The organism is Streptosporangium carneum (genome assembly GCF_027922005.1).
GTDB lineage: Bacteria > Actinomycetota > Actinomycetes > Streptosporangiales > Streptosporangiaceae > Streptosporangium > Streptosporangium carneum.
The window spans coordinates 257,155-270,343 of record NZ_BSEV01000009.1 but is presented as its reverse complement, the minus strand read 5'-3'; the positions used below and the strand labels follow the sequence as shown (position 1 = coordinate 270,343).

The following is a 13,189-nucleotide window of genomic DNA, read 5'->3' as shown; positions in this document are numbered from 1 at the left end:
CCGGTGACCGACCCCGTTCCCGGACTCGGCCCGGCGGCCCGGCGGCGGATCGTCCTGGGCGTCGGCGGCACCGCGGTGCTGCTCGCGGCGCTGGACGCCTACGTCGTGGTCACCGTCCTCGTCGACATCGCCAGGGACGTCGACGTCCCGCTGAACCACCTGGAGCGTGCCACCCCCGTCGTCAGCGGCTTCCTGCTCGGCTACATCGCGGCCATGCCGCTGCTGGGCCAGCTCTCCGACCGGTACGGCAGGCGCCCGCTGATCCACCTGTGCCTCGCGGGCTTCGCGACCGGCTCCGTCGTCACCGCCCTGGCCGAGACGGTCCCCTGGCTGGTCGCGGGGCGCGGCCTGCAGGGCGTCGCGGGAGGCGCGCTGCTGCCCATCACCATGGCCCTGGTCGGAGACCTGTGGGACGAGCGGGCCAGGCCCGTCGCGCTCGGCGCGGTCGGCGCGGCCCAGGAGCTCGGCAGTGTGCTCGGCCCCCTGTACGGCGCCGCCATGGCCACCCTGGTCCCCACCGCCCTGGAGGTCGGCGGGACACAGCTGGGCGGCTGGCGGTCGATCTTCTGGCTGAACGTTCCGCTGGTCGCCGTCGCGGCGATCGCCGTACAACGCTGCGTGCCCGCGCCCGAACGCGCCCCGACCGGGAAGGCGCGGGTCGACGTGCCGGGCGGGCTGCTGCTGGCGCTCGCGCTCGGCCTGCTGGTCGCCGGGTTGTACAACCCGGACCCCGGCACGTCGGTCCTGCCCCCGTGGGGCCCCGTGATGGTCGGAACGGGCGCGGCGGCCCTCGCCGCGTTCGCGGTGTGGGAGACCAGGGCGAAGACCCGGCTGATCGACATGACCGGGGTACGGCGCGCGCCGTTCCTCGCCACGCTCGGAGTGAGCCTCATCAGCGGGGCGGCGCTGCTCGTCACGCTGGTCGACGTGCAGCTCTGCGCGCAGACGCTCCTCGGGCTCGGAAGCCTTGACGGGGCGCTGGTGCTGTCCCGCTTCCTCCTCGCGCTCTCCGTGGCCGCGCTGCTCGGCGGGGTCGTCGCCCGCAGGTACGGCGAGCGGGCGGTCGCGGTGGCCGGGCTGGCGCTGGCCACGATCGGCTACGTGCGCATCGGGCAGTGGCCTCTCGCCCTGGCCGAGGCGGGACACCGGCTCGACGTCGACCTGGTCGTCGCGGGGCTCGGCCTCGGCGCGGTGATCGCGCCCGTCTCCTCGGCCGTACTGCTCGTCACCCCCGCCGCCCGGCACGGCGTGGCGTCCGCGGCGGTGGTCGTGGCGCGGATGATGGGCATGCTGCTCGGTGTCGCAGGTCTTTCCGCGTGGGGTTTCCACCGCTTCCAGACGCTCACCGCCGATCTCGACACGCCGCTGCCGTTCGGCGTCGCCCCCGCGGTGTACGCCCGGCGGCTCGCCGACTACGAGAGAGAGATCCGGGCCGCGCTGCACACCGAGTACAGCGAGATCTTCCTGCTCACCGCGGCCCTGTGCGCGGTGGGCGTGCTGGTGGCGTCGCTGCTGCCGCGCGGGGCGAAGGACACGGCGACCCGCTGAGACAGCCCTCGGCCGACACGCCGGCGGCGGAAGGCGGGATCACGCGACGGCGGGGCGGAGGGGTGACGCCGCCCCGCCTCGCCCGAAAAGGCGACGGGCGGCCGGGGCCCCGCGAGGCCCCGGCCGCCCGCACCGGTCACTTCTTCTTCTGGACCTGCTTCTTCTGGCCCTGCCGCTTCTCGCGGATCTTCATCGTGACCTCGATCGGGGAGCCGGCGAAGCCGAACTCCTCCCTGATCCTGCGTTCGATGAAGCGGCGGTAGGTCTCCTCGAGGAAGCCCGAGGTGAACAGCACGAACCTGGGCGGCTCCGTCGTCGCCTGGGTGGCGAAGAGGATCTTGGGCTGCTTGCCTCCTCTGACCGGAGGCGGGGTCGCCGCGACCAGCTCGGTGAGGAAGGCGTTGAGGCGGGAGGTGGGAACCCGGGTCGACCAGGAGTCCAGCGCCTTCTCCAGAGCCGGGACGAGCCTGTCGACGTGCCAGCCGGTCTTGGCGGAGATGTTGACCCGCAACGCCCACGGCACGCGGACGAGCTGGCGGTCGATCTCCTTCTCCAGGTAGTAGCGGCGGTCCTCGTCGAGGAGGTCCCACTTGTTGAAGGCCACCACCATGGCACGGCCCGACTCGATCACCAGGGAGATGATCCGCAGGTCCTGCTCGGTCAGCACCTCGCTGGCGTCGATGAGCACGACCGCGATCTCCGAGCGCTCCAGGGCCGCCCTGGTGCGCATGCTGGCGTAGAAGTCGGCGCCCTTCAGCTCGCGGTCACGCCTGCGGATGCCCGCGGTGTCGACGAAACGCCAGGTCTTGCCGCCAAGCTGGATCAGCTCGTCGACCGGGTCCCGGGTCGTGCCCGCCATCGGGTCGACGAGGACGCGCTCCTCACCGGCCAGCTTGTTCAGCAGGGACGACTTGCCGACGTTCGGCTTGCCGACCAGGGCGACCCTGCGCGGGCCCCGCTCCGCGCCGAAACGCTGGGGCGGCGTCTCCGGCAGCTTGTCGAGGATCACGTCGAGCAGGTCGCCGCTCGAACGGCCGTGCAGGGCGGAGACCGGGTGGGGTTCGCCGAGGCCGAGGGACCACAGCCCGGCGGCCTCCATCTCCATCTGCTGGTTGTCGACCTTGTTCGCGGCCAGGATGACCGGCTTGCCGGAACCGCGCAGCACGTGCCCGACGATCTCGTCGGCGTCGGTGACACCGACGACCGCGTCCACGACGAACAGGATCACGTCGGCCAGCTCGGCCGCCACCTGCGCCTGCTCGGCGATCTTCAACGCCATGCCGGTCGCGTCCGGATCCCAGCCGCCGGTGTCGACGACCGTGAACCGTCGCCCACGCCAGGTGGCGTCATAGGTGACCCGGTCGCGGGTCACGCCGGGAACGTCCTCCACGACCGCCTCCCGGCGGCCGATCATCCGGTTGACCAGCGTGGACTTGCCGACGTTCGGTCGGCCGACCACGGCGACGACCGGCTGGGGCCCGGTGTCGGGCTCCGTCTCGTAGGAGCTGTCCTCGGTACCCGGATCGACCAGCTCGGCGTCGATCCAGCCGCTGTCTTCCTCGTATTCCTCCGTCACGCCTTTTCCTTAATCAAACGCAGTATCTCGGCGACGACCTCTTCGAGGTTCAGCGCCGTGGTGTCGAGTTCGACGGCGTCCGCCGCCATGGTCAGCGGGTCGGCCCTCCGCGTCGAGTCCAGGGTGTCGCGCCTGGCCATGGCGGCCTTCTGCGCCTGCACCGTGGTGCCTTCCAGCTCCGCCGTACGGCGCAGCGCCCTGGCGTCCGCGCTCGCGGTCAGATAGATCTTGACCGGGGCGTCGGGCACGACCACCGTGCCGATGTCCCGGCCCTCGACGACGATGTCGCCCGCGCCGATGATCTCACGCTGCTCCGCCACCAGCCTGCGCCTGACCTCGGCGACCGCGCTGACCGCCGAGACGGCGGCGGTGACCTCGGAGGTGCGGATGGGGGCGAGGGCGTCGGCTCCGTCGACGGCCACCGAGGGGGCGTCGGGGTCGGTGCCGATCGTGAGCACGGGGTCGAGCGCCCTGGCGGCGATCGCCTCGGGATCGGAGAGATCGACGCCCCGCTGGAGCATCCACCACGTGATCGCGCGGTACATCGCCCCGGTGTCGAGATAACGCAGCCCCAGCGCCCGCGCGACTCCGCGCGACGCGCTCGACTTACCCGACCCCGAAGGACCGTCCATGGCGACGACCAGTCCGGTCACGACGCCTCTCCCTTGCAGCCCGCTTCAGTTGTCCGTACGAGGCTACCGGGAACGACGGGGGACTCACGCATCGAACGACCCCCGCCGCCCCCGTGGCCCGCCTGGACGGGCCACGGGGGCGGGGAACTCAGGGCAGCTGCCAGCCGTGCGCCCGCAGCGCCTCCGACAGGGCGGGCACGGCCTCCGGCTGGACCGACAGGTCCGCCGCGCCCAGCGGCAGGCCGGGGGCGTGCTCGAGGCGGACGTCCTCGATGTTGACGCCCGCGGCCTGGGCCACCTGGAACAGCCGGGCCAGCTCGCCCGGACGGTCGCCGATGATGACCTGGACGGTGGCGTAGGCGCGCGCGGGACCGCCGTGCTTGCCCGGAATCCTGCCCGTGCCCGCGACGCCGCGGCGCAACAGGTCGGTGACGTCGCCGAGCGTCTCGGGGTCGGCGGAGGCCCGCAGCGCGGCGGCCGCCGCGGCCAGGTCGGCCGCGACCGCCTCCAGCACGTCGGCGACCGGCAGCGCGTTGCCCGACAGGATCCCGGTCCACAGACCCGGGTCCCCCGCCGCGATCCGCGTGACGTCGCGGACTCCCTGACCGGCCAGGCCGAGCGCGGTGGCCGGAGCCTCCGCGAGCCTGGCGGCCACGGCGGAGGCGGCCACGTGCGGGGCGTGCGAGACGACCGCGACGGCCCTGTCGTGCTCGGCCGCCTCGACCTCGACCACCTCGCCGCCGCAGAGCTTGATCAGAGCGCGCATGACCTCGACCGCGTCCGGGGAGGTCTGCTCCGTCGGGCACAGCGCCCACGGCCTGCCCAGGAACAGGTCGGCGCGCGCCGCCGCCGGCCCCGAGCGCTCCCTGCCCGCCAGGGGGTGCCCCGCGACATAGGAGGTCAGGTCACAGCCGAGGTCGGCGGCCTGCCTGAGCGGGAGCGCCTTGACGCTGGCCACGTCGGTGTAGAACCGGGCCGCGCCCGCCTTCTGGAGGCCGGCGAGCTGCTCGGCGACCAGGTGCGGCGGGACCGCGATGACCGCGACGTCCACCCTGCCGTCCGCGCGGTCACCCGCACCGCCGTCCGCACCGTCCCCGGCGCTCCACTCAATACCCGCTCCCAGCTCCCGCGCCAGCCGTACGGCCGCCGCGTCGCGGTCGGACAGGTAGACGGTGACGCCGTGCTCCCGCAGGGCCAGGGCGACCGAGGTGCCGATCAGACCCGTGCCGACGACGAGGACGCTCTCGAGGCCGCTCACCCGTGCTCCTCCGAGGTGGTCGCGCGCGAGGCGCTCACTGGGCGATGTCCACGCGCAGGGCCGCGGCGCCGCGCAGGTAGACGTGCTGGATCTCCTGGCGCGGCCGGTCGGTCTCCACGTGCGCCATCAGCCGCACGACGTGGGGCAGCGCGCCCGGGACGTCGATCTCGGACGCGCAGATCAGCGGGACGTCGTGGAAGCCGAGCTTGCGGGCGGCCAGGGCGGGAAACTCCGCGGTCAGGTCGGGCGTCGCGGTGAAGATCACGCTGATCACGTCGTCGGTGGTGAGCCTGTTGCGCCCCATCACCTCGGTGACCAGCTCGGTCACCCCGGCCAGGATCGCGTCCCTGTCGTTGCCCTCGACCTGGATCGCACCGCGGATCGCCCGCACCATCGTCGTTCCTCCGTATCGTTCACCCCGGGCCGCCCTGAGGCGGCCCGGGGTGTCCTGAACGTATGTGTCCAGGAAGGTTACAGGCCGACGGCGGCGTAGAGGTCGCCGACTTCCTTGACGGTCAGCGCCCGGACCGTCCCCGGCTTGAGACGGCCGAGCTTGACCGGCCCGAACTCGATGCGGGCCAGGTCGATGACCGGGTGCCCGGTCTCCTCCAGCATGCGCCGGACGATGTGCTTGCGTCCCTCGTGGAGGACGATCTCCACCAGGGCCTGCTGGCCGTGCTCCTGGACGATGGTGAAGGAGTCGGCCTTGGCGATGCCGTCCTCCAGCTCGATGCCCTTCTTCAGGCGGCGGCCCAGGTCACGCTCGATCTTCCCGGGAACCTTCGCCCAGTACTTCTTCTGCACGCCGTAGCTCGGGTGGGTGAGCCGGTTGGCCAGCTCGCCGTCGTTGGTGAGCAGGATGAGGCCTTCGGTCTCGGTGTCCAGACGGCCCACGTGGAACAGCCGCTCGGTGCGGTCGGCCACGTAGTCGGCCAGCGAGGGGCGGCCGTCGGGGTCGGACATGGTGCTGACGACGCCGATCGGCTTGTTGATGGCGAGATAGACGAGGTCGGGCATCGTGGGCAGACGCTTGCCGTCGACGTGGATGATCTGCTTGGTGGGGTCGACCCTGGCGCCGAAACGGCGGACCACCTGGCCGTCGACCGTCACCCTGCCGTCACCGATCATGTCCTCGCACGCCCTGCGGCTGGCGACGCCCGCCTGGGCGAGGACCTTCTGCAGCCGGACGCCGCCGGGAACCTCGGTGGTGTCGCGCTCGTCGACGTAGTCGCTGTCGTAGAAGTCGGAGTCACGCCGGGGCTGGCGGGCGGTCTTGAAACGGTCGTTCTCGATCGCGCCCGGCCTGAGCTCGGCCTTCTCCGCGGGGCCGCGCCCGCTTCCCTGAGCGCCGCGTCCGGCCGTCGCACGGCGCTCGCCGTACGAGCCCGCCCGCTTGCCGCCGATCGTCTGGACCTCGTCGCGCTTTCCGGTCCTGCCGAACCGCGCGCGGGAACCGCCGGGCGCCTCGCCCCGGCCGCGCTCGGCGCGGAACCCGCCGCGGTCGTCCCTGCGCGGAGCCTCCGAACGGAACCCACCGCGATCGTCACGACGCGGACCCTCGGAACGGAACCCGCCTCGATCGTCCCTGCGCGGAGCGTCGGAACGGAACCCGCCACGGTCATCGCGACGCGGACCCTCGGAACGGAACCCGCCTCGATCGTCACGACGCGGACCCTCCGAACGGAACCCACCACGGTCGTCACGACGCGGAGCGTCGGAACGGAACCCACCGCCCTGCGAGCCACCGTCGGACCTGCCGAACCGCCCGCGTGAGCCGCCGCGCTCGGCGCGGAACCCGCCGCGGTCGTCCTTGCGCGGAGCCTCCGAACGGAACCCGCCGCGATCGTCACGACGCGGAGCGTCGGAGCGGAACCCACCGCGGTCATCGCGACGCGGACCCTCCGAACGGTATCCGTCACGGTCGTCCCTGCGCGGACCCGCAGAACGGAAACCGTCACGGTCGTCCCTGCGCGGAGCCTCCGAACGGAACCCACCGCGATCGTCACGACGCGGACCCTCGGAACGGAACCCGCCACGGTCATCGCGACGCGGACCCTCGGAACGGAACCCGCCACGGTCATCGCGACGCGGACCCTCGGAACGGAACCCGCCTCGGTCGTCCCTGCGCGGAGCGTCGGAGCGGAAGCCGCCGCCCTGCGACCCGCCGGACTGACTGCGCGAGCCACCGCGGTCGGCGCGGAAGCCGCCCTGCGACCCGCCGCGAGATCCGCCCCTGGAGTCGTTGCCCCTGCGAGGGGCGCCACCGCGCGGGACGCCGCCACGGCCTCGACCGCGTCCATCACCGGACGGGGTGCTACGCCTGCTGTTCACTACTTCTGCTCCTCTAGGTTTTCCACGTCGTCGGGCAGGAACGGCGCCAGTTCGGGGAGCTCGTCGAGATCCCGCAGGCCCATCCGCTCGAGAAAATACGAACTTGTCCGGTAGAGCACAGCCTGGCTCTCCGGGTCGGTGCCGGCCTCCTCGACCAGCCCCCTCGCCACCAGCGTGCGCATGACACCGTCGCTGTTGACTCCTCGGATGGCCGCCACCCGGGCCCGGCTGACCGGTTGCCGGTAGGCGACCACGGCCAGTGTCTCCAGGGCCGCCTGGGTGAGCCGCGCCTGCTGGCCGTCGCGGACGAACCGCTCCACGAGGGCCGCGCACTCGGCCCGTGTGTAGAACCGCCAGCCGCCCGCGACCTCTCTGAGGTCAAAACCCCGGCCGGCGCCGGTGTATTCCTCCGACAGCTCGCGAAGCGCGCTGGCGACCTCGTGGGTCGGCCGTTCGAGCACCTGGGCGAGGGTCGTCTCGGCGACCGGCTCGTCGACCACGAGCAGGATCGCCTCCAGACCGGCGCGCAGGTCCGGCTCGAGTGCCGCGTCAGTCATCGGAAGGCTCTTTCCCCGTGCTCGCGTCGTAGTCGTCGGCGACGGTGACGTCACCGTCGTCGCTGCCGGTCCAGGTCACGTGCAGATCCCCGAGGGGCTCCAGCTGCTCGAAGGAGACGGCCGCCTCCCGGTAGAGCTCCAGGACGGCCAGGAAGCGCGCGACGACCTCGAAGGTGCCCGCGCAGTCGGAGGTGAGGGCTCGGAAGGTCGCCCGGCGCATCCGCCGCAGCCGCTGTACCAGAATAGCCGCCTGATCGCGGACGTTGGCGAGCGGTTGGTAGATGTGGGCGACCGAGACCGAGGGCGGGGCCTTCGGCGCGAAGGCGCGTCTGGCGAGCTCGGCGAGGCGCTCGGGGCCTATGCCCAGGACCAGCGTGGGCAGGAGGTTGGCGAACTGGGCCTCCATCGGCACGGTCCTGGGGAAGCGCAGGGCCTCGTCCGCCATGCGCGCGGAGAAGACCTTCACGACCTCCTTGTAGGCGCGGTACTGCAGGAGGCGGGCGAACAGCAGGTCGCGGGCCTCGAGGAGGGCGAGGTCCTCCTCGTCGTCGACCTCGCCCGAGGGCAGCAGCCTGGCCGCCTTGAGGTCGAGCAGAGTCGCCGCGACGAGCAGGAAGTGGCTCGTCTGGTCCAGGTCCCACTCCGGGCCCCTGGCCCGGATGTAGGCGATGAACTCGTCGGTGACCTGGCTGAGGGACACCTCGGTGATGTCCAGCTTGTGCTTGGAGATCAGACCGAGCAGCAGGTCGAAGGGGCCCTCGAAGACCTCCAGATGCACTCTGAAGGTGTCGTCGGCCGTCTGCGGCTGCTCGGTCATCCCGTCATTGTCCCGCACCCGGGACCGTGGTCACGGCCGGCGGATCACGGTTGTTGGGAGCTCCACCTGGCGAGGACCTCGCGAGCCAGCTCCCGGTAGGCGCTGGCGCCGAGCGAGGAGGAGTCGAAACTCGTGATGGGTTCTCCGGCCACGGTGGCGTCGGGGAAGCGAACCGTTCGGTTGATCACCGTGTGGTACACCTTGTCGTCGAACGCCTCGACCACCCGGGCGAGCACCTCACGGCCGTGCAGGGTGCGCGCGTCGTACATGGTGGCGAGCAGGCCCTCGATGACGAGGTCCTCGTTGATGCGCTGCTGGACCTTGATGATGGTGTCCATCAGCAGCGCGACGCCGCGCAGCGCGAAGAACTCGCATTCCAGCGGCACCATGACGCCGTGCGCGCACGCGAGCGCGTTGATCGTGAGCAGGCCCAGGGAGGGCTGGCAGTCGATCAGGCAGACGTCGTATTCGGGCAGGAGCGGCTTGATCACCCGTCCGAGCACCTGCTCGCGGGCGACCTCCGTGACGAGCTGGACCTCGGCCGCCGACAGGTCGATGTTGCTGGGCAGCAGGTCCATGCCCTCGACGCCGGTCTCCATCAGCACGTCCCTGGCGGTGATCTGCCGCTCCATCAGGAGGTTGTAGACCGTCAGGTCGAGCTGGTGGGGGTTGATGCCGAGGCCGACGGACAGGGCGCCCTGCGGGTCGAAGTCGACCAGCAGCACCTTCAGCCCGGCTTCGGCGAGCGCCGCGCCCAGGTTGATGGTGGTGGTCGTCTTGCCGACCCCGCCCTTCTGGTTGACCATGGCGACCACGCGCGCCGGTCCGTGCACGGTGCGAGGGGGCGGGTCGGGGAACACCGGGCGGGGTCGCCCGGTCGGGCCGAGGACTCCCCCGCTATGAGGGGTCCCGGCGGTCTTGGTGTCCCCCCAGGGATTCTCGGGGGTTCCGGGGGTCGTTGCCCGGACAGAACCGTCGGTGGTCACAGTCACCAGTCGAACCTCCCTGACGGCCTCGAACCGGACCGTCCGGACGGACACTATGGCGTCAACACGTATGCGGCAAGGCGGCACGCCCGGACACAACGAAGGTCAATGCCGCGCGCGCGGATGCGCGGCCGCATAGACCTCCCGAAGCTTGTCGACCGTGACCAGGGTATACACCTGGGTGGTGGTCACCGAAGCGTGGCCGAGTAATTCCTGAACCACCCTAACGTCCGCACCCCCATCCAGGAGGTGCGTTGCGAACGAATGTCGCAAGATATGCGGCGAGATTCCCGCCAGCCCCCCTCGCTCGGCCGCGCCCTGGAGGACCTCCCAGGCTCCCTGACGGGTGAGCCGCCCGCCCCTGGCGTTGAGGAACAGCCCCGAGCCGCCTCCGCCCTGGGCGGCGATGCCCGGCCTGGCCCTGGTGAGGTAGGCGCCCAGCGCCTCCCCGGCGAAGCGGCCCAGCGGCACGAGGCGGGCACGCCCGCCCTTGCCGCAGAGCCTCACGTGCCGGCTTCTCAGGTCGATGTCGTCGACCGCGAGCCCCACGGCCTCGGAGATGCGGGCGCCCGTGCCGTACAGCAGCTCGAGCAGCGCCCGGTTGCGCATCGTGAGCGGCGCCCCCTCCGGCCCCGACGCGGCGATCAACCGTTCCACGTCGTCCACGCTGATCGCCTTGGGCAGCCGCCTGAGCCGGGGCGGCAGGCGCACCTTGTGGGTGGGGTCGTGGTCGCACACGCCCTCCCGGAGAGCGAAGCGGTGCAGGCCGCGCACCGCGGAGACGGCACGCGCCGCCGAGCTGGCGACGAGGGCCTGGTGCTCCTCGTCGCCCTCCCTGAGCGCGGCGAGGAAGGCGGTGACGTCGGCCTCGGCGACCTCGTCGAAGGTGACGTGGCCACGACCCTTCAGGTGCTCCAGGTACCGCAGGAGGTCACGGCGGTAGGAGGCCAGTGTGTTGGCGGCCAGACCCCGCTCCATCGCCAGATGGGCGAGGTAGCTGGCCAGGACGGCCTCCGTCTCGCTCAGGGTCTCCTCCTGTCATGCCTCCGGTGCGTCGGCGGGCCGCAGCGAGGCGAAAGCATCCGCCGAAGCGGCGTATGCGGCGAGAATACCGGCCACGGCTTGGGAATTGTGGATCATTCCCTCCAGGGCACGCCGAACCGCGTCGGACAGGGGAATCCAGACCACCGGCATGTCGGACTCCTCGTGTCGCCGGACGAAGTCCAGCTCCCCCTCCGGGATGAGGGTGAGGTCCCTGGCGAGGAAGATCCGGGTCCGCTCGTCGGTCATCCCGGGCGAGGTGAAGGCGTCGACGAGGGTGTGCCAGGTCGCCGCCCGGTAGCCCGCCTCCTCGGCGAGCTCCCGGGCGGCGGCCACGTGCAGCGGCTCGTCCTCGACGTCCCGCAGTCCCGCGGGCAGTTCCCAGAGCAGGCGCCGGGCGGCGTGACGGTACTGCCGGATCATCAGCACCCGCTCGCGCTCGTCGAGCGCGAGCACGGCCACCGAACCGGGATGGACCGCGTAGTCGCGGTTGACGACCTCCTCGTCCGGCATGAGGACGGCGTCGGTCACCACGGTGATGACGCGCCCGCTGAAGTGCTCGACGGAGGAGACGACCTTCCACTCCTCGGGGAGGTCGACGACGTCGGGCGCGGAGCCGGAGACGGGGGCGGGCTCCGGAGCCGCCTTCCCCGGGGGGGCCGACGCGGGGCCGGATGCGAGGTCGCTCACTTTCCCCGCCCCGCCCTGGCCGCGGCGCCGCGGACGTCGGCGTAGGTCAGCGCGGCTCCGATCAGGCCCTTGAACAGCGGGTGCGAGCGGGTCGGCCGGGAACGGAACTCGGGGTGCGCCTGGGTCCCGATGAAGAACGGGTGGACGTCGACGGGCAGCTCGGCGTACTCGACCAGGCGGCCGTCCGGCGACAGCCCGGAGAAGACCATGCCGACCTTCTCCAGCTGGTCGCGGTAGGAGTTGTTGACCTCGTAGCGGTGACGGTGGCGCTCGTCCACCTTCGCCATGCCGTACAGCTGGCGGGCGAGGGAGCCCTCGGCGAGCTTGGCGGGGTACAGGCCCAGGCGCATGGTGCCGCCCATGTCGCGTTCGCCGGAGACGACGTCCTGCTGGTCGGCCATGGTGGAGATGACCGGGTGGGTGGTCTCGGGGTCGAACTCGGTGCTGCCCGCGTCCTCGATGCCCCCCAGGTTGCGGGCGGCCTCGATGACCATGCACTGCATGCCCAGACAGATGCCGAGCAGCGGGACCTTGGCCTCGCGGGCGTGCCGGACCGCGCCCAGCTTGCCCTCGATGCCGCGCACGCCGAAGCCGCCGGGGATGAGCACGCCGTCGACGCCGTCCAGCTCACGCTCGGCGCCCTCGGGGGTCTCGCAGTCGTCGCTCTTCACCCAGCGGATGTTGACGCGGGCGTCGTTGGCGAAACCGCCCGCGCGCAGCGCCTCCGTGACCGACAGGTAGGCGTCGGGCAGGTCGATGTACTTGCCGACGAGGGCGATCGTCACCTCCTTCGCCGGGCGGTGCACCCGGTGAAGGAGCTGCTCCCACTCCTTCCAGTCGACGTCGCGGAAGGGCAGGCCGAGGCGGCGCACCACGTAGGCGTCCAGCCCCTCGGAGTGCAGCACCCTGGGGATGTCGTAGATGCTCGCGGCGTCGACGGCGGAGACGACCGCGTCCTCGTCGACGTCGCACATGAGGCTGATCTTGCGCTTGAGGGAGTTGGTGATCGGCCGGTCGGAACGGCACACGATCGCGTCCGGCTGGATGCCGATGCTGCGCAGCGCGGCGACCGAGTGCTGCGTCGGCTTGGTCTTCAGCTCGCCGCTCGGCCCGATGTACGGCAGCAGCGAGACGTGCAGGAAGAAGACGTTGTCACGGCCGACCTCGTGACGGACCTGGCGCACGGCCTCGAGGAAGGGCAGCGACTCGATGTCGCCGACGGTGCCGCCGACCTCGGTGATGACCACGTCCACGTCGGGGCCCGCCATGGAGCGGATGCGGTCCTTGATCTCGTTGGTGATGTGCGGGATGACCTGCACGGTGTCACCGAGGTACTCGCCGCGGCGCTCCTTGGCGATGACGTTGGAGTAGACCTGGCCCGTGGTCACGTTCGCCGAGCCGTGCAGCTCGGTGTCGAGGAAGCGCTCGTAGTGGCCGACGTCGAGGTCGGTCTCCGCCCCGTCGTCTGTGACGAAGACCTCACCGTGCTGGAACGGGTTCATCGTTCCGGGGTCGACGTTGAGGTAGGGGTCGAGCTTCTGCATGGTGACCCGCAGGCCCCGCAGTTTCAGAAGGCGTCCGAGGCTGGAGGCCGTCAGTCCCTTGCCGAGACTGGAGGCGACGCCGCCGGTGACGAACAGATGCTTGGTGTGTGCGGCGCTGCGCAAGAAGTCTCCCGTGGTCGTCATAGATCAGTCGGCGCGCCCTGCTGACGGCCTACATGTCCACGGGCTCTCAGAATATCAAACGGTTA

12 protein-coding genes are annotated in these 13,189 nt (G+C 71.5%); 1 reads left to right on the top strand and 11 read right to left on the bottom strand.

Annotation, left to right across the window (positions count from 1 at the left end; genetic code table 11):
• The first annotated feature begins 3 nt into the window (after positions 1–3).
• Positions 4–1,548 carry an MFS transporter gene (locus tag PKF00_RS21450; RefSeq protein ID WP_271219368.1) on the top strand — a complete coding sequence of 515 codons (1,545 nt, stop codon included), beginning with the start codon at positions 4–6 and terminating at the stop codon, positions 1,546–1,548.
• Between the two features lie 136 nt (positions 1,549–1,684).
• On the opposite strand, the gene der is transcribed toward PKF00_RS21450, so the two are convergent.
• From der to pyrG, 11 genes are all read right to left on the bottom strand, one after another.
• Positions 1,685–3,124 (bottom strand): ribosome biogenesis GTPase Der, encoded by a 1,440-nt coding sequence (der, locus tag PKF00_RS21445; RefSeq protein ID WP_271219367.1) that lies wholly within the window; start codon positions 3,122–3,124, stop codon positions 1,685–1,687.
• The gene (gene cmk, locus PKF00_RS21440; protein WP_271219366.1) at positions 3,121–3,777 is read right to left on the bottom strand and encodes a (d)CMP kinase; all 657 of its coding nucleotides are present in this window, start codon (positions 3,775–3,777) and stop codon (positions 3,121–3,123) included. Before cmk ends, der begins: the two co-directional genes overlap by 4 nt.
• Positions 3,778–3,904: 127 nt before the next feature.
• Positions 3,905–5,014: a prephenate dehydrogenase gene (locus PKF00_RS21435; protein WP_271219365.1), complete on the bottom strand. Its 1,110-nt coding sequence runs from the start codon at positions 5,012–5,014 to the stop codon at positions 3,905–3,907.
• A 34-nt stretch (positions 5,015–5,048) separates the two neighbouring features.
• The gene (aroH, locus tag PKF00_RS21430; protein ID WP_271219364.1) at positions 5,049–5,408 is read right to left on the bottom strand and encodes a chorismate mutase; all 360 of its coding nucleotides are present in this window, start codon (positions 5,406–5,408) and stop codon (positions 5,049–5,051) included.
• A 77-nt stretch (positions 5,409–5,485) separates the two neighbouring features.
• Complete coding sequence (locus PKF00_RS21425; protein ID WP_271219363.1) at positions 5,486–7,345, bottom strand: pseudouridine synthase; 1,860 nt, start codon at positions 7,343–7,345, stop codon at positions 5,486–5,488.
• Positions 7,345–7,902 (bottom strand): SMC-Scp complex subunit ScpB, encoded by a 558-nt coding sequence (gene scpB, locus PKF00_RS21420; protein ID WP_271219362.1) that lies wholly within the window; start codon positions 7,900–7,902, stop codon positions 7,345–7,347. Before scpB ends, PKF00_RS21425 begins: the two co-directional genes overlap by 1 nt.
• Complete coding sequence (locus PKF00_RS21415) at positions 7,895–8,719, bottom strand: segregation and condensation protein A (RefSeq protein ID WP_271219361.1); 825 nt, start codon at positions 8,717–8,719, stop codon at positions 7,895–7,897. The genes scpB and PKF00_RS21415 overlap by 8 nt, the downstream gene beginning before the upstream one ends.
• Before the next feature lie 44 nt (positions 8,720–8,763).
• A complete protein-coding gene (locus PKF00_RS21410) occupies positions 8,764–9,711 on the bottom strand; it encodes a ParA family protein (RefSeq protein WP_271219360.1) in 948 nt (315 codons plus the stop codon).
• Between the two features lie 99 nt (positions 9,712–9,810).
• Positions 9,811–10,731: a site-specific tyrosine recombinase XerD gene (locus tag PKF00_RS21405; protein ID WP_271219449.1), complete on the bottom strand. Its 921-nt coding sequence runs from the start codon at positions 10,729–10,731 to the stop codon at positions 9,811–9,813.
• Positions 10,732–10,743: 12 nt separating this feature from the next.
• Positions 10,744–11,436: an NUDIX domain-containing protein gene (locus PKF00_RS21400; protein WP_271219359.1), complete on the bottom strand. Its 693-nt coding sequence runs from the start codon at positions 11,434–11,436 to the stop codon at positions 10,744–10,746.
• Positions 11,433–13,103, bottom strand: a complete 1,671-nt coding sequence (gene pyrG, locus PKF00_RS21395; protein ID WP_271219358.1) for a CTP synthase — start codon at positions 13,101–13,103, stop codon at positions 11,433–11,435. The genes PKF00_RS21400 and pyrG overlap by 4 nt, the downstream gene beginning before the upstream one ends.
• Between the last annotated feature and the right edge of the window lie 86 nt (positions 13,104–13,189).

Bases quoted from the DNA above. Each gene is read 5' to 3' on its own strand.
- PKF00_RS21415 (WP_271219361.1), bottom strand. From the start codon at position 8,719: ATGACCGAGCAGCCGCAGACGGCCGACGACACCTTCAGAGTGCATCTG.
- aroH (WP_271219364.1), bottom strand. From the start codon at position 5,408: ATGGTGCGGGCGATCCGCGGTGCGATCCAGGTCGAGGGCAACGACAGG.
- scpB (WP_271219362.1), bottom strand. From the start codon at position 7,902: ATGACTGACGCGGCACTCGAGCCGGACCTGCGCGCCGGTCTGGAGGCG.